The organism is Donghicola sp. XS_ASV15 (assembly GCF_041224595.1).
In the GTDB taxonomy this organism is placed as follows: Bacteria; Pseudomonadota; Alphaproteobacteria; order Rhodobacterales; family Rhodobacteraceae; genus Donghicola.
This window is the reverse complement of record NZ_JBGFGN010000164.1, coordinates 120361-134995: the sequence shown is the minus strand read 5'-3', so window position 1 is coordinate 134995 and position 14635 is coordinate 120361. Positions and strand designations below refer to the sequence as shown.

The window sequence follows — 14635 nt, the reverse complement described above, 5'->3', positions numbered from 1 at the left end:
AAAGACACGCCATGACCGCATCCCCCATCAGCTTTGGCGCCCGTCTGCGCCAGTTGGCCGACGCGCGCGGTGATCAGACCGCACTGGTTTTCCTGCCGGGCGTGGGGGAAGCGCAGACCTATTCGTGGCGTGACCTGAACGCGATGGCCGACCGCTTTGCCCGTGCGCTGGTGGCGCGCGGTGTGGGGCAGGGGGATGTGGTGGGCTTTGCCTTGGGCAACGTGCCTGCCCACATCGCGCTGGCCGTTGCGATCTGGCGGGTCGGCGCGACGACGATGGTGCTGGACCCCGGCATCAAGCCCGAAACCGCCGCCGCGATGAAAGAGCGTAGCGGCGCGGCTTTGGTCGTGTCCCAGCGCACGGGCGTCGGCGAGATGACCCAATGCGATTTCGAGGCTCTGGCGAATAGCCTGCCTGAAACAGGGGTCGAGGATCGCATCTCGACCCCCGGCAAGATCGTTCTGTCCGGTGGCTCGACCGGCCTGCCCAAGATGATGTGCGACGAACGGCCGTTCGTCCGCGTGCCCGGTGCAAGCTGGGGCCGCGTGGCTCCGCGTTTGGGCTTCCGCTGTGATCAAGTGCAACTGGTGTGTGGGGCGATGTCCCACAACGCGCCGTTCACTTGGGCGCAGAATGGGCTCTTTGAGGGGAACACGCTGGTGCTGATGGAGCGGTTCGACGCCGTCCGCGCCCTGCAAGTCATTGACGCATATCAGGTCGGTTTCGCGATGGTCGTCCCCACCATGATGGTCAGGATGTACGACCGCTTGGCGGCCAGCGGCGCGTCCCTAAGCAGCCTGCACGCCATGTACCACACCGGCGCGCCCTGCGCCGCTTGGCTGAAGGAAGCGTGGATCAACGTCCTCGGCCCCGAGCGCGTGACCGAGATGTATGGCTCTGGCGAAAACACCGGCCAGACTACGATCACAGGGGCCGAATGGCTGACCCATCGCGGGTCGGTCGGGCGCGGGTTCGAGACCGATATCCGCATCTATGGCCCCGATGGCATCCTGCTGCCCACGGGCGAGGCAGGCGAGATTTTCATGCGCCCCGATGACCTTGGCGGGCGCAGTCACTACGCGGGCCCGAACGCCCCGCAGCCCGAGCGTGACGCCGATGGCTATCAAAGCATCGGTGATGTCGGTTGGCTGGATCAGGACGGCTACCTTTACCTTGGCGGACGGCGCGATGACGTGATCAACACGGGCGGCGTCAAGGTGCATCCTGAAACCATCGAGGGTGTGCTGCTGCAGTTTCCCGACGTGGCGGATGCGGTGGTGTTTGGCGCCACAGATCGCGAATGGGGGCAACGCATCGTGGCCTGTCTGGAGCCCAAAGCAGGTGCACAAATCGACCATGCTGCACTGCGGAAATTCTGCGCAGAAAAACTGAGCCCCCAAGAGGTGCCCAAAGACATTTCTGTGTTGGATGCGCTGCCTCGCGACGGCTTTGGTAAGATCCGGCGCAAGGCCTGCGCCGCAGAATGGGCAGAGACACGGACCGACGCCTGAACAGCGCGGTAGATATCAGGGAAATCCAGTGAAGCCGTTGATGTGAATAGGAAACCTTCTTCGACTTCTACTATTTGAAAAACAAATATCAGGCTCATGAATGACTATCGCAGGCTATATTAACAGCCGCTTTTGATTGCTCTAGCCTGATCTCAGACAACACAAAGGGATCATCATGGGCGCACTCGACGGAATCCGGGTACTCAGCTTTAACCACTTCCTGTCCGGCCCTGCTGCGGCGCAGCATTTGGGCGATATCGGTGCGGATGTCATCACGGTCGAACCCTTGACCGGCGCGTTCCAGCGCAACTGGGCCGTGGCCAATAGGTTCGTGGATGATACCTCGGTCAACCATATCACCACGGGGCGCAACAAACGCTCGATCGCGGTCGATCTGAAGTCCCCCGAAGGTATCGCGGCGGTCAAGAAACTGATCGAAACCGCTGATGTGGTGATGGAGAATTTCCGCCCCGGCACGCTGGACAAACTGGGCCTCTCCGAGGCCGAGATGCGCGCAGTCAACCCGCGCATCATCATCGCGACCACCACCGGATACGGCATCGACGGCCCCTACGCTAAACGCCCCGGTCAGGACGTTCTACTGCAGGCGATGTGCGGTCTGGCCGCGCACACCGGCAGCATGGAGAGCGGTCCGGTCGCGGTTGGCTCTGTCCCGATTGACCACCATGCGGCGGCGCTGACTGTCGCAGGGATCATCGCGGCGCTGTTCGAGCGCGAGCGCACCGGTGTTGCGCGCCGCGTGGACGTGAACATGTTGCAAGCTGCTATGGACTTGCAGGGTGAATCCATCACCGCGTGGATGAACGGCGCCGAAAAGGCAGGTCCGCGTGGGCAGGACGGTATGGCCAACTGGTTCAGCCCCGCGCCCTACGGGATTTATGCGGCCAAAGACGGTCACGTCATGATTTCGATGTCCACGCCGCCGCAGTTGTCCGGTGCGTTGAACCTGCCGCAACTGGCGGAGCTGAGCGCGGACGAAGGTTTCAGCAAGCGTGGTGAAATCTCGCGCCTCGTGGCGGCGGGCATGGCCACGCTGACCACCGAAGAGGCCGTGGAAAAGCTGACCGAAGCAGGCGTCTGGCACGAGGTTGTCCGCGACTATGACGGTCTGCTTGACAACCCGCAGGTCGATCACCTGCAGGCCTTTACCGACATGCCGGGATCGCAGGGCTCGACCTTTAAAATGCTGTCCCACCCTGTCCGCTACGACGGAGAGGTCCCCCCCATCCGCACGATGCCTCCCGCCTTGGGCGAGCAAACCCGAGAGGTGTTGGCCGAGGCTGGCGTGGATGCCGCTGAGATCGATCGCCTGATCGATGCGGGCGTCGTAGTGCAAACCAACAAGATGCGCAGCTAAGCCTGCGCCCCGAGACTTGGAGTAAGTTATGGATTTTACGATTTCCGACGAGATGAAGATGGTCACCGAAGCGGTGGGCAAGTTCGTCCGCGAAAAGGTGCAGCCGCTGGAATGCGAGACCGAAGAAAACGCGGAAATTCCCGCCGATAAACTGGCCGCTGTCCGCGCCGAGGCGCAGGAACTGGGCTTTTACGCCATGAACATGTCCGAAGAGGTCGGCGGCGCTGGCCTTGGCGTGATGGATATGTGTTTGGTCGAGGAGCAGTTGGGGCAGACCTCGGACGCCTTGATCCGCCGGATTTTTGGGCAGGTCTACCCGATGCTGGAACAGTTCGAGGACGAGGCGCTTCGTCAGAAGTACCTCTATCCCACTGTCAAAGGCGACAAGATCTGCGCCATGGCAATCACCGAGCCGGGCGCAGGCTCGGACGCGGCGGCGATCAAAACCAACGCGCATTTGGACGGGGACGAGTGGGTTCTGAACGGGACCAAGCACTTTATCTCGGACGGTGACATTGCGGATTACGTGATCGTCATGGCCGTGACTGACGCCGAAAAGGGTGCGCGCGGCGGGATCACCCTGCTGATCGTTGACAAAGGCACGCCCGGTTTTCAGGTCACCCGCAACCAGCCCATGATGGGTCACCGCGGCTATGGCCACGCGGAGCTGTATTTTGACAACGTGCGTATCCCCAAGGGCAACGTGCTGGGAGAGGTCGGCAACGGCTTCAAGGTGATGATGGCCAACGTGGGTGGCATTCGTTTGGGCCACATTGGTGCCCGTGCGGTCGGCATGGCTTCCCGCGTGCTCGAGATGATGCGCGAACACGCAGCCACCCGTAAACAGTTCGGTCAGCCCATCGGCGACTTCCAGATGGTGCAGCAGATGATCGCCGACAGCGCGATGGAAATCTTTGCCACCCGCATGATGGTGCTGAACACCGCATGGGAAGAGGACAATGGCATGGACCCGCGCGACAAGGTCTCGATGGTCAAGGTTCAGGCCTCGGAAATGCTGGGTCGCGTGGCGGATCGGGGCATTCAGGTCTTTGGCGGCTACGGCTTTACCAAGGAACTGCCGCTAGAGCGCATCTACCGTGATGCCCGCGTAACCCGCATCTACGACGGCACCTCCGAAGTGCACCGCATGTTGATCGCCCGCTCGGTGATCAAGCGCGGCCTGACCCTGTAATCGAAAGGATTTCCCATGACCACGCTTCCCGCCACCGGCGACAGCATCACCTTTCGCAAGACCATGACCGTGGCCGAGCAGGGGTTTTTTACCGGCATCACCGGCAACATGACGAAATCCCACGTGGATCGCGCCTATGCCAAATCCGTGGACCTGCCCGATATGTCGGTGTTCGAACTCGCGGCTGCCGGTCTGCTGACCACCGCTTTGGGGCGCCTCTGCGGCGCTGACTGGCGGATAGGTAGCTTCAACGCTGCGTTTGGCGCGTCGTTCCCTGTGGGATCGTCATTGGCCGCCACCGCGACCGTGACCGAGGCTACCGATCAGGCCATCGACTGCACCCTGACCATCGCGGTCGAGGGCACAGAGACCATCACCGGCACCGCCCGCATGGTCCCGCTGAAGGGGTAAGCCATGTATGACATCCGCAACATTGACGAGCTGACCGTGGGCGACCGCGTGAGCGTCTCTAAAACTGTGACCGAGGCGGACGGCGCTATGTATATCGCCGCGACCGGCGATTTTGGCCCCGTCCACGTGGACGAAGGCTATGCCAGTACCACACGCTTCGGCGAACGCCTTGCCCCTGGCATTCTGGTCGCGGGCATCTGCACGTCCGTCCTGACCGCTGAACTGGTTGGGACTGTGGGCGTGTCGATCCGCGACAGTTTCTGGTTCACCGGCGCGGTCCGCTATGGCGACACGATCACCTTCGACATCTGGATTTCTTCGAAGGACGAAGAAAACCGCACCGTCGACTGGCAGGCCAGCGCCCGCAACGAAGAGGGCGTCGAAGTCCTCAAGGCTGATGCCACCCTGAAATTCCCGAGAAAACGAGTGACCCAATGACCATTTCCGCCAAAGACCTGCGTGGCATCACCGTCGCGACCGTCCTTCCCTTTGACGAAGCCGGTGGGATTGACTGGGATGGCTACAGCGCCGTTCTGGACCACTGCGCCAAGCCAGAGACGACCGATTGCGTCTTCGTAAACGGCCACGCGGGCGAAGCGACCGCTCTGACCGACGCCGAGAAGATGGAAGTCATCAAGCGCACCCGCGAGCAGATTTCCCCCGACCAGCCGCTGCTGGCAGGCGTTGTTCCCACCGGAATCCCCGACGCCCTGCGTCAGGCCGAAGCGGTGCGCGAGGCGGGCGCCGATGTGGCCGTGATCTTCCCGCCCGAAGCTTTGGGCGGCGGCAACGCCAACACCATGGCCGCGGTCAAGATGTACGAACTGCTGGCCAAAGAGCTGCAAATGCCCCTGTCGCACTTCCAGTTCCCGATTGCCTCTGGCTTTGGGCTGGCGACCAATGTGCTGGCCGAAATTGCGAAAATCCCCGAGGTTGTCGCGGTGAAAGAGGGCTCTGCCACTCTGCTGGCCTATGACGAAAACCGCCGCGCGATCAATGCTGCGGACGACAACACCGCGATCCTGCCCTCGAACTTTCACTGGTTCTTTAGCCAAGTGGCATTGGGTGGCGACGGTATTCTGTCGGGGCTGGCCAGCCTTGTGCCCGGTCTGCTCAAAGACCTGTGGGATGCGTCCGAAAACATGGATCTTGCGGCAATGCGCGCGGCGAATGATCGTCTGTATCCGGTGGTCCGCGCGATCTATGGCCCTGCACCCGTGGTCGACATGCACACCCGCATGAAGGACGGTCTTCAATTGATGGGCGTGATCAAGAACGCGGCCCCCCGTCTGCCCCTGCTGCCCCAGTCGGAAGAGATCCGAGATGGTGTCCGTCAGGCCCTGATCAAAGCCGAGGTGATGTGATGAGTGCGGCGCTGAACGGCGGCCTCTATGCGGCGACCATCTGCCCAATGCACGATACGGGTGGTCTGGATTTCACAGGCCTAGAGCATCACTTCGCTCAAGTTCTGTCCGATCCCGGTCAGGCGGGCCTATTGCTGAACGGCCACGCGGGCGAGGGCATCCACATGTCCCGTTCTGAGCAGGCCGATGTCGTTCGGATTGCCCGCGAGGTTGCCGGCAAACGCCGTATCCTTGCCGCCGTCAGCGCCGAAAATACCGAATTCGCCGCGGCCGATGCACAGGCCGCTCTGAAGGCTGGCGCCGATGCGATTATGGTGTTCGCTCCGTTTTCGTGGGGCTTGGGTGTGGATCCGCGTGCTGTCGTTGCGCATCATCGCGGTATTGCCGAAGCCACCGGCGCACCGATCTATCTGTTTCAGGGGTCGGTCGCCTCTGGCGGTCTGCATTACGACGTGGACCTGCTGAAACAGCTGCTCGAAATAGATGCCGTCGCAGGCATCAAAGAAGGCAGTTGGGAGGTCAAAGCCTATGAGACCACCCTGCGCACCACCCGCGAGGCGCGCCCTGATGTGGCGGTCATGGCCTCGGGCGACGAGCATCTGTTCGGCTGCTATATGCTGGGAAGTGACGGTTCTGCTGTTAGTCTGTCCGCGCTGGTGCCTGACCTGATCACGGCACTGGATACTTATGTGCGCGCTGACCGCATCGCGGATGCCCTGAAAATCCACACCGCGCTCTATGATCTGGCGCGTCTGGTCTATGCCCGTCCCGGCCATCTGGCCGCCGCACGGCTCAAGGCCTGCCTTGCCGCGATGGGCCGTATCGACAGCCCTGCCTGCCGCGCCCCCACCCCCCGAATTTCCAGCGCAGAGCTTGACGCCCTCATGGCTGCTCTGCGCCCCTGTCTGGAGCTTTCCGCATGACCGCCCTGCAAACCCACATCGTGTTCGTTGATGTCGCCCCCGAGGATGAAGCCGCCTTTGACGACTGGTACGAAAACACCCATCTACCCGATATTCTGGCCTGTCCCGGTTGGCTGGATGCCCGCCGTGAAAAATGTCTAGAAGGTGGGCCGCGCCACGTGGCGATCTACACGATCACCGGTCCCGAAGCCTATGAAACCCCCGAGTTCGAGGCTATCAAAGGCTTTGGTCCTTTCACGGACAAGGTCAAAAATTTCAAGCGCATCCGCCTGACAAAGTCCTGAAAACACAAGGATCAGAACCATTCCCGATATCCTGAACCTTCGCCAGTTGGAAATTCTGCGCGCCGTTGTGACCTATCGCACCACGGTCGGCGCGGCCGAGCGGCTGGGGATGTCTCAGCCCTCGATCTCTAACACCATACGGCATATTGAAACGGTTCTGGGTTTCCCCCTTTTCGAGCGTGTCAGCAATCGGCTGTCCCCGACCGAAGAGGCTCTGATCCTACTCGAAGAAGCCGAGCCCCTGTTCCACCTGCGCGACGCAGTGAACCAAAGGGCAGGGGATCTGCGCACGGGCCGAATCGGGCGCATCCGCATCGCGGCCACGGCCGAACTCAGCGAGTCCGTCCTGCCCCGCGTTATCGCCGACTATGCCCGCGATTTCCCCCGCATTCAGTTGTCACTGGAAACGCGCCCCTTGGACAGCGTCCTGCAAGTGGTCGAGAATGGCGTAGCGGATGTGGCCTTTGCTATGGCCCCCTATGAGCGGCAGGCAATGAACTACGAGCAGATTGCCGATTTGCGTCCCGTATGCTTGCTGCAAGAAAGCGATCCGCTGGCCAAACTCGACGTGATCACGGCCAAGGATCTGATGGGCGCCGCACTGATCGGACCGCAAGTGTCCACCCGGATCGGCCTGATGTTGGCCGATAGTTTTCGCGCGCAGGGGCTGGAGTATCGCCCTTCGATTGAGACGCGCTTTATGAACGCCGCTGTGCGTATTGTCCGCGATGGCTGGGGCGTTGCCTTGGTCGACGAGCTGTCAGCCCATACCGAATTACGCCCCGGTCTGGTGATCCGGCCCTATGGTTCAGAGCAGAGCTTCGATCTGTGCGCAGCCATGCAGAAAACCAAAGTCCCCTCGCGCCAGACCCGCCGCTTTATCGAGGTGTTCCGCGAACGGGTCGCCTTGCGGCTCAAAGAGGTGCGGGCTGAAAGCCAGCGGCCTATCGCCTGACTTTGGCTAGAGCCGCTGCGCCGCCTTCAACAATCAGGTTTGTGTCGTTGGTCACCACGATTGCCGCCGCGCCAAGGTCAAGCGCATAAGGTGCAACCAATTCGGGCGGTAGGCCCATCACACCGAAATCACAGTTGTTCTTTTGCGCCGCTTTGGCGATCCGTCCAAAGGCCTGCCTGACATCCTCGTGGTTTAGGTCGCCGCGCCGTCCAATCCCGTCTGCCAGATCGTTTGAGCCTATCATCAGCATGTCGATGCCTGGTGTCGCCGCGATCTGATCGACATTTTCCAGTGCTAACGCACTTTCGATCATTGCGATGACCTGCGTGCCAGCTTCTGCGCGCGCGCAAAGCTCTGCGGCGGGGACAATCCGGTAGTCCAATGCGGGCAAGGGGCCGGGTAGGGCGCGGCGCCCGTTGGGCGCAAAGCGGCAGAGCGCCGCGATGTTTTGCGCCTGTTCGGGCGTGTCCACATGTGGGACGATCACGCCGGAGGTCCCGCAGTCCAGAACCCGCGCGACATCCCCAGAATTTGGACCCGTCACACGCCCGTAGACGGGCAGTCCCGCTGCGATACCCGTGCTGGCGACCTGACCCAGATCGCTCAGTCCGAGCGGGCCGTGCTCCATATCGACAACAACGAAGTCAAAGCCTGCCCCACGCGCGAGCAGGATCGATTCTGCGCGCGCGGCCAAGCAGAGAGCGAGCCCAAAATGTGATCTACCCTGAGGTGAATCTGGCAAATTTGATGATCCAATTTTCATTTTGAGCAGCCTTTCTGATCTGAAGATGCCTAAATACTGATCGCTCTGGATCACAAAATTCAAGTAAATCACACTTTCGATGGCATTAAATACTCTGGCTCGCGATATTAATAGTCGCCGGCCTTTACTGCGCGGCGCGCACTGCGCAGCATCGAGAAAAGGCAACAAAATACCATTTGATCCAAGGTCTTGCGCCGTTGGACTGTGCCGAGTGAACGAGAGGTCCGCTATGCCATCCCCTGAAACCCCCACGACGGATAGGTCCGGCCAAGCGCAATCTGGCGCGTTTCAAAATGTGATCAGATTGGGTGCTGGCGCGCTGATGGTCCTGCGCCGTGTCGTGGACAGCGTTGCGCTCTTGCTCTTGGCGTATATGGCGGGGGCCATCCTGATCCAGATCATCGGTCGCTACTTCTTTAACTATTCGATCGCATGGAGCGAAGAGACCGCCACGTTTGCCCAAGTTTGGCTGACCTTGCTCGGTGCTGGGATTGCCATGCGCTACAACCAGCACGTCGGCGTTGACGTGCTGATCCGCAAAGCGCCGCTGCCTGTTCAGCGGGTTTGTAATGCGGCGGGGCTGGCGTTGGGGGTCTGGTTTTTGGCCGTTGTCGTCGTTGGGTCATTTTCAATGGTGGCGATTGGCTTGATCGTCAAATCACCCGCTCTGCGTATTCCGATGGCCTGGCCTTACATGGCTCTGCCGGTCGGCTTTGGCTACTTTCTGATCGAATTTGCCGTGACCTTCGCACCCAAGGTTCTGCGCCCCGAAACCGACAATTCTGAGGTGCCCGCATGATCTTCGCTGGCGGAGGCTTCCTCCTTCTTCTTGTGTCGGGCGTACCGATTGTCTTGGCTCTTGGGATTGCCGCTCTGGTGGCGATTGAGCTGACCACCACAGTGCCCCTGTCAATCGTGGCGCAACGGGTCTATGGCGGGATCAGCTCGTTTACCTTGATGGCCATTCCGTTCTTTGTCGCTTCGGGTCTGCTGATGGAGGCTGGCGGCATCGCGCGGCGGTTTGTGAACCTTGCCAGTGCGTTGGTGGGCTGGATCACCGGCTCGCTTTATCTGGTGTCGATCGTGACAGGCACGGGTCTGGCAGCGATTTCCGGCTCTGGCTCGGCGGATACCGCGGCCATCAGCGCGGTTATGACTCCCGAGATGCGCAAGCGTCGGTACAACATTGATCTGGCTTCGGCCGTGATTGCAGCGTCAGGCTCGTTGGCGTCGATCATCCCGCCGTCGATCGTCATGATTGTGATCGCGATTACCGCGAACCAGTCAATTGGCGCTATGTTCCTTGGCGGTATCGTGCCCGGACTCTTGGTTGTCGCGGGACTTATGGGGGGCTGCTGGTTGCACGCCCGTCAGGACGAAGCTGTTCAAACCGACCGCGAGGATTTTAGCTTCGACAAGCTGGCCAAAGCCTTCATCGCTGCACTGCCCGGCATGATCGTGCCCGTCGTGATCATTGGCGGCATCATCGGCGGCGTGTTCACCGCGACCGAAGCGGCCTGCGTGGCGCTGTTCACCACACTGCTGGTCACCATGGGTATCTACCGCGAACTGACCTTCAAGGATTTGCCGCGCCTCTGCCTCAAAGCGATCAGCCTGTCCGCCACCGTTCTGATCATCGTCGCCACAGCTTCGGTCTTTACCTGGTTCATAGCGACCCAAGGTCTGCCCGCCCTGCTGCGCGACTGGTTGACCGGCGTGACTGACAGCCCCTTTGTTTTCTTGCTGATCGTGAACGTCCTGCTGCTGATCGTCGGCATGTTCATGGAAAGCATCTCGGCCGTCCTGATCCTGCTCCCGATCCTGCTGCCCATCGCGCGCAGCTATGGCATCGACCCTGTTCAGTTCGGCGTCACCACTGCGCTGAACCTGTCCATCGGCCTGATCACACCGCCCTACGGCATCTGTCTTTACGTCGCCGCGACCGTTGCGGGCCGCCGGATCGAGCAGGTGTCGCGCAAAGTGTGGCTGCCCCTTCTTTGCATGCTGGTCGCGCTGATGCTGGTGACCTTTGTGCCTGCTGTTTCTCTTTGGTTGCCGTCGGTCCTGATGTGATCGGCGGACGCCAACTCCTCCTCCAACCAAAACATCAACAGGGAACTACCATGAAAACCGTTTTCACCACTTTTGCCGCTGTCGCCGCTCTGGCAGCTGCCGTGCCTGGCTTCGCTGCCGACTACACCTTCAAGGCCGCGCACACCAACGCTGCGAACGAAGTGCAGGACATGGGTCTGCAAAAGATGAAAGACCTGCTCGAAGAGAAAACCGACGGCGCTGCGACCATCGAAATCTACGCAGGTGGCCAGCTGGGTGATGAACAGCAAACCGTCGAAGGCGTGATGATGGGCACTGTCGATATCGCCATGACCTCGAACGCGATGCTGTCGAACTACGTCGAAGACTACAAAGTGTTCGATCTGCCCTTCCTGTTCCCCTCGATCCCCGCGCTGGGTGAGAAGGTCGACGCGAACTGGGGCATGATGGAAGAGGCGGCAAACGAGTCCGGTTTCGAATTGCTGGCAGTCTTTTCGTCGGGCATCCGTCACCTGATGACCGCAAACCCCGTGAACTCGATCGAAGATCTCGAGGGCATGAAAATCCGCACCATGCAGAACCCCGTGCACGTCAGCGCCTTCCGCGAGTATGACGCGAACCCCACCCCGATGTCCTATTCAGAGCTTTACGGCGCGCTGCAGTCGGGCGTTGTTGACGGCGCTGAAGGTGCCTCGACCGGTTATGATGGCATGAAGTTCTACGAAGTTGCGCCCAACTTTGCGCTGGTTGGCTGGCTGAACATGACCGCCCCGATCACCATGCAGAAGTCCAAGTTCGACGCACTGCCCGAGGATATCCAGACCGCACTTCTGGAAGCCGGTTCCGAAGCGGCAACTTGGCAGCGCCAGTACGTTGTCGATCAGGAACACCCCCTTTTGGACAGCTTCCGCGAAAAGGGTGTGAACATCACCGAACCCGATACCGCTCCGTTCATCGAGGCGTCGAAGCCCCTCTATGAAACCGAGCTGACCACCGATGGCCAGAAGGCGCTGTTTGAAGCTCTGACCAACTAAGTTACCCCCTGTCGGGGCCTGCACCCCCTTCCGTTCGTCCGCAGGCCCCGACGTTTTTTGAAAGCTTACCCAATGCTCGATATCGCTATCCGCAACGCCGAAATCGTCACTGCCGGTGACCGCATCCATGCCGAGATCGGCATCCGCCAAGGGCGCATCGTCGCGATCGCCGAAAACGTCGGGCTGGCGCGGCAGGATATCGACGCCAAAGGCCTGCTGGTCCTGCCCGGCGGGATCGACGCGCATGTGCACCTTGAACAGCCTCAGGGCGGCGGCGTGGTCATGGCCGACGGATTCGAGAGCGGCACGCGCTCTGCCGCGGCGGGCGGGAACACCACCGTCATGCCCTTTGCCCTGCAGCAAAAGGGACAGTCCCTGCGCGAGGCCGTCGATGCCTATCATGCTGCGGCCAAGGACAAGTGCTATGTGGACACCTCGTTCCACCTGATCATCACCGACCCGACCCCGCAGGTGCTGGGGCAAGAACTGCCCGCCATGGTCAAGGCGGGCTATACGTCCTTCAAGGTCTTTATGACCTATGATGACATGGTGCTGAATGACCGAGAGCTGCTAGATGTCTTCGACGTGGCGCGCCGCGAAAAGGCGATGGTCATGGTCCATGCTGAGGGCTATGACGCCATCAAGTACATGGCCCGTCGGCTGGAAGAGGCCGGTAAAACCGCGCCCTACTACCACGCCGAAAGCCGCCCCCAGAGTGTTGAGCGTGAAGCCACCCACCGCGCGATTTCCCATGCAGAACTGACCGACGTGCCGATCACCATCGTTCACGTGTCGGGCCGCGACCCGATGGAACAGATCCAGTGGGCCAAGAAGCGCGGAATGAACGTCTATGCCGAAACCTGCCCGCAATACATCGCTCTGACCGCCGATGACCTAAAGGGTCTGAACATGGACTTTGAAGGCGCGAAATACGTATGCTCGCCGCCCCCGCGTGATCTGGATAGCCAGAAGGCCATCTGGGAAGGCCTGCGTGACGGGACGTTCGACATCTTTTCTTCCGACCACTGCCCGTTCCGGTTCGAAGACGAAAAGGGCAAGGATGCGCCCGGCGCGCGCACCAATTTCAAATGGGTGCCGAATGGTATTCCGGGCGTCGAAACGCGCTTGCCGATCCTGTTCTCCGAAGGCGTCAGCAAGGGCCGCATTTCGATTGAGCGGTTTGTCGAACTGACTGCGACCAATCCCGCGAAACTCTTTGGCCTATACCCGAAAAAGGGGACCATCGCGGTGGGTGCGGATGCAGACCTGACCTTCTGGGACCCGGAGCGCGAAGTCACGATTTCCCAATCCCTGATGCACCACGACTGTGATTACACGCCGTACGAAGGGCTAGCGGTCAAAGGCTGGCCCGTTCGTACCATCCTGCGCGGCGAAACCATCGCGTTGGATGGTGACGTGCTCGGTGCCCCGACGGATGGCGAATATCTAGAACGTGGAACCAGCCGCGCGTTTGGTGGATGACGCGGCTGCGGCTCACCATCTTAGATATCGGTGGCCGGCAAAGGCGCCTATCCCCGTAGCAATAAAGATCGCTAGCCCATACCACGTGACATAGAACAAGGGTGAGTCCTCGTCGCAGTGCAGGGCGTAGCCAGCTGCGGCCAACCCACCAATCGCCAAACCCAGAAGTGCGCCGGTGCGTGTAGGGCGCGTCGTCGCCCCTTTGCGCAGCAAGCGTATTCCGGCGATCAAGGGCAGGGCTGAAATGGCCGTGATCGACACGAGGCAAGCAGCCGCAGTTTGCCCCATGATCTCTGTTCCGATGGCTGCGGGTTGCGTGTTTGATAGTTGCATCACAAACAGCGCGACGGCCACTAGCGCAGGCGGGATCAGCATCCACAAGGGCGGTGTTGCCGCGGGGCGCGAGGTCGACAAAGCAAAGGGCAGGGCGAGACCAGCCAGCAACAGTGGCACGATATTCTTTGCCAGCGTGACAGGTTCTTGGAGTGCCGCCCCGAGATCAGCACGAATGCCAAGGATGGCGAGAATTCCACCGAGACCCATGGCAAGAGCTACGCCGATCCATCCTGCCGCGCGGGAGAGGTCCAGCGGCTCGGGCGCAGGGCGCGCAGCGAGGTCGGCGATGAACGCGTCGGTGTCCTGAGGGGTCGTCAATTCTTGGTCCTTTCGGCAATGCGTGCCAGTTGTCTCAGAGCGCGGTGCAGGGCCACCCGCGCAGAAGAGGCCGAGAGCCCCACCTTTTCGCCTGCATCTTCGGCGCTTTCGCCTTCGAGGGTCATAGATCGCACCAGCGCGGCGCCGCGCCCGTCCAAATGGCTCAGCATGTATTCAGCGTCCTTGCCCGCCAGCGGTACAGCGGCCGACAGATCCTCGAGGGTTTCGGAAAACGGCTCGATCGGCACGTGAATGATAGCGCCCCGGCGGCGAAAGGCATCCACGACCTTGTAGCGGGTGATCGCATAGACCCATGGTTTGACGGGCGTTCCCTCTTTCCATGAGCCGCGCTTGAGGTGGATGGCCAGCAGAACCTCTTGGAGGATATCTTCGTGCTGGTGTTCGGGCAGGCTGCTGCCTTTGGCGCGGATGACGGTCCGTATTGCGGGCGTGATGCGGCGCAGGAACTGCGCAAAGGCCGGACCATCCCCTGCATTCGCGCGTCTTAACAGCTCTGCGAATTCGTCCGGTTCGGCCACTTTCTCCTCCGCGCACGTGTCGCCCCGTTTGGTCTGAGTATACGGCGCGGGCCGTGCGGCGCAATTGGCAGAGAGGGCAAGCATGGCTGTCTG

General features: G+C 60.9%; 16 protein-coding genes. 13 read left to right on the top strand and 3 right to left on the bottom strand.

All coding sequences use genetic code 11. The annotated features are described in order from the left end of the window. Positions 1 to 11 precede the first annotated feature (11 nt). The 9 genes from AB9K37_RS18915 (at position 12) to AB9K37_RS18875 (ending at position 8018) form a co-directional block, all read left to right on the top strand. On the top strand, positions 12 to 1511 hold the full coding sequence (locus tag AB9K37_RS18915; protein WP_369841819.1) for a class I adenylate-forming enzyme family protein: 1500 nt from the start codon (positions 12 to 14) through the stop codon (positions 1509 to 1511). A gap of 175 nt (positions 1512 to 1686) precedes the next feature. Beyond that, positions 1687 to 2889: a CaiB/BaiF CoA transferase family protein gene (locus tag AB9K37_RS18910; protein WP_369841816.1), complete on the top strand. Its 1203-nt coding sequence runs from the start codon at positions 1687 to 1689 to the stop codon at positions 2887 to 2889. A 28-nt stretch (positions 2890 to 2917) separates the two neighbouring features. Then, the gene (locus tag AB9K37_RS18905) at positions 2918 to 4081 is read left to right on the top strand and encodes an acyl-CoA dehydrogenase family protein (protein WP_369841814.1); all 1164 of its coding nucleotides are present in this window, start codon (positions 2918 to 2920) and stop codon (positions 4079 to 4081) included. Between the two features lie 15 nt (positions 4082 to 4096). Continuing rightward, entirely contained in the window at positions 4097 to 4492 is a 396-nt protein-coding gene (locus AB9K37_RS18900) for a hypothetical protein (RefSeq protein WP_369841812.1), read from the top strand. Between the two features lie 3 nt (positions 4493 to 4495). Further along, the gene (locus AB9K37_RS18895) at positions 4496 to 4930 is read left to right on the top strand and encodes a MaoC/PaaZ C-terminal domain-containing protein (protein WP_176855656.1); all 435 of its coding nucleotides are present in this window, start codon (positions 4496 to 4498) and stop codon (positions 4928 to 4930) included. Further along, positions 4927 to 5856 (top strand): dihydrodipicolinate synthase family protein, encoded by a 930-nt coding sequence (locus AB9K37_RS18890; protein WP_369841809.1) that lies wholly within the window; start codon positions 4927 to 4929, stop codon positions 5854 to 5856. Before AB9K37_RS18895 ends, AB9K37_RS18890 begins: the two co-directional genes overlap by 4 nt. Next, on the top strand, positions 5856 to 6779 hold the full coding sequence (locus tag AB9K37_RS18885) for a dihydrodipicolinate synthase family protein (protein WP_369841806.1): 924 nt from the start codon (positions 5856 to 5858) through the stop codon (positions 6777 to 6779). Before AB9K37_RS18890 ends, AB9K37_RS18885 begins: the two co-directional genes overlap by 1 nt. Then, positions 6776 to 7063, top strand: a complete 288-nt coding sequence (locus AB9K37_RS18880; RefSeq protein WP_177158348.1) for a DUF4286 family protein — start codon at positions 6776 to 6778, stop codon at positions 7061 to 7063. Before AB9K37_RS18885 ends, AB9K37_RS18880 begins: the two co-directional genes overlap by 4 nt. Before the next feature lie 46 nt (positions 7064 to 7109). Then, positions 7110 to 8018 carry a LysR family transcriptional regulator gene (locus AB9K37_RS18875; protein ID WP_369841804.1) on the top strand — a complete coding sequence of 303 codons (909 nt, stop codon included), beginning with the start codon at positions 7110 to 7112 and terminating at the stop codon, positions 8016 to 8018. On the opposite strand, the gene AB9K37_RS18870 is transcribed toward AB9K37_RS18875, so the two are convergent. Next, positions 8008 to 8712 carry an HpcH/HpaI aldolase/citrate lyase family protein gene (locus AB9K37_RS18870; RefSeq protein WP_369841801.1) on the bottom strand — a complete coding sequence of 235 codons (705 nt, stop codon included), beginning with the start codon at positions 8710 to 8712 and terminating at the stop codon, positions 8008 to 8010. The two genes, AB9K37_RS18875 and AB9K37_RS18870, sit on opposite strands and share 11 nt — an antisense overlap. 298 nt (positions 8713 to 9010) lie before the next feature. Between AB9K37_RS18870 and AB9K37_RS18865 the strand changes: the two genes are divergently transcribed. The 4 genes from AB9K37_RS18865 (at position 9011) to hydA (ending at position 13349) form a co-directional block, all read left to right on the top strand. Continuing rightward, entirely contained in the window at positions 9011 to 9580 is a 570-nt protein-coding gene (locus AB9K37_RS18865; protein WP_072703025.1) for a TRAP transporter small permease, read from the top strand. Next, the gene (locus AB9K37_RS18860) at positions 9577 to 10854 is read left to right on the top strand and encodes a TRAP transporter large permease (RefSeq protein WP_369841799.1); all 1278 of its coding nucleotides are present in this window, start codon (positions 9577 to 9579) and stop codon (positions 10852 to 10854) included. Before AB9K37_RS18865 ends, AB9K37_RS18860 begins: the two co-directional genes overlap by 4 nt. A 50-nt stretch (positions 10855 to 10904) precedes the next feature. Continuing rightward, positions 10905 to 11867, top strand: a complete 963-nt coding sequence (locus AB9K37_RS18855) for a TRAP transporter substrate-binding protein (protein ID WP_369841797.1) — start codon at positions 10905 to 10907, stop codon at positions 11865 to 11867. A gap of 72 nt (positions 11868 to 11939) precedes the next feature. Then, positions 11940 to 13349, top strand: a complete 1410-nt coding sequence (gene hydA, locus AB9K37_RS18850; protein WP_369841795.1) for a dihydropyrimidinase — start codon at positions 11940 to 11942, stop codon at positions 13347 to 13349. Between the two features lie 12 nt (positions 13350 to 13361). On the opposite strand, the gene AB9K37_RS18845 is transcribed toward hydA, so the two are convergent. Next, positions 13362 to 14003, bottom strand: coding sequence for an NrsF family protein (locus AB9K37_RS18845; RefSeq protein WP_369841792.1), 642 nt, complete (start codon positions 14001 to 14003; stop codon positions 13362 to 13364). Beyond that, positions 14000 to 14542, bottom strand: a complete 543-nt coding sequence (locus AB9K37_RS18840) for a sigma factor (RefSeq protein ID WP_369841789.1) — start codon at positions 14540 to 14542, stop codon at positions 14000 to 14002. Before AB9K37_RS18840 ends, AB9K37_RS18845 begins: the two co-directional genes overlap by 4 nt. Between the last annotated feature and the right edge of the window lie 93 nt (positions 14543 to 14635).

Excerpts from the sequence above, each read along its gene's own strand:
- AB9K37_RS18895 (WP_176855656.1), top strand. The coding sequence starts at position 4,496 with ATGTATGACATCCGCAACATTGACGAGCTGACCGTGGGCGACCGCGTG.
- hydA (WP_369841795.1), top strand. The coding sequence starts at position 11,940 with ATGCTCGATATCGCTATCCGCAACGCCGAAATCGTCACTGCCGGTGAC.
- AB9K37_RS18855 (WP_369841797.1), top strand. The coding sequence starts at position 10,905 with ATGAAAACCGTTTTCACCACTTTTGCCGCTGTCGCCGCTCTGGCAGCT.
- AB9K37_RS18885 (WP_369841806.1), top strand. The coding sequence starts at position 5,856 with ATGAGTGCGGCGCTGAACGGCGGCCTCTATGCGGCGACCATCTGCCCA.
- AB9K37_RS18905 (WP_369841814.1), top strand. The coding sequence starts at position 2,918 with ATGGATTTTACGATTTCCGACGAGATGAAGATGGTCACCGAAGCGGTG.
- AB9K37_RS18915 (WP_369841819.1), top strand. The coding sequence starts at position 12 with ATGACCGCATCCCCCATCAGCTTTGGCGCCCGTCTGCGCCAGTTGGCC.
- AB9K37_RS18865 (WP_072703025.1), top strand. The coding sequence starts at position 9,011 with ATGCCATCCCCTGAAACCCCCACGACGGATAGGTCCGGCCAAGCGCAA.
- AB9K37_RS18860 (WP_369841799.1), top strand. The coding sequence starts at position 9,577 with ATGATCTTCGCTGGCGGAGGCTTCCTCCTTCTTCTTGTGTCGGGCGTA.
- AB9K37_RS18910 (WP_369841816.1), top strand. The coding sequence starts at position 1,687 with ATGGGCGCACTCGACGGAATCCGGGTACTCAGCTTTAACCACTTCCTG.
- AB9K37_RS18900 (WP_369841812.1), top strand. The coding sequence starts at position 4,097 with ATGACCACGCTTCCCGCCACCGGCGACAGCATCACCTTTCGCAAGACC.
- AB9K37_RS18890 (WP_369841809.1), top strand. The coding sequence starts at position 4,927 with ATGACCATTTCCGCCAAAGACCTGCGTGGCATCACCGTCGCGACCGTC.
- AB9K37_RS18880 (WP_177158348.1), top strand. The coding sequence starts at position 6,776 with ATGACCGCCCTGCAAACCCACATCGTGTTCGTTGATGTCGCCCCCGAG.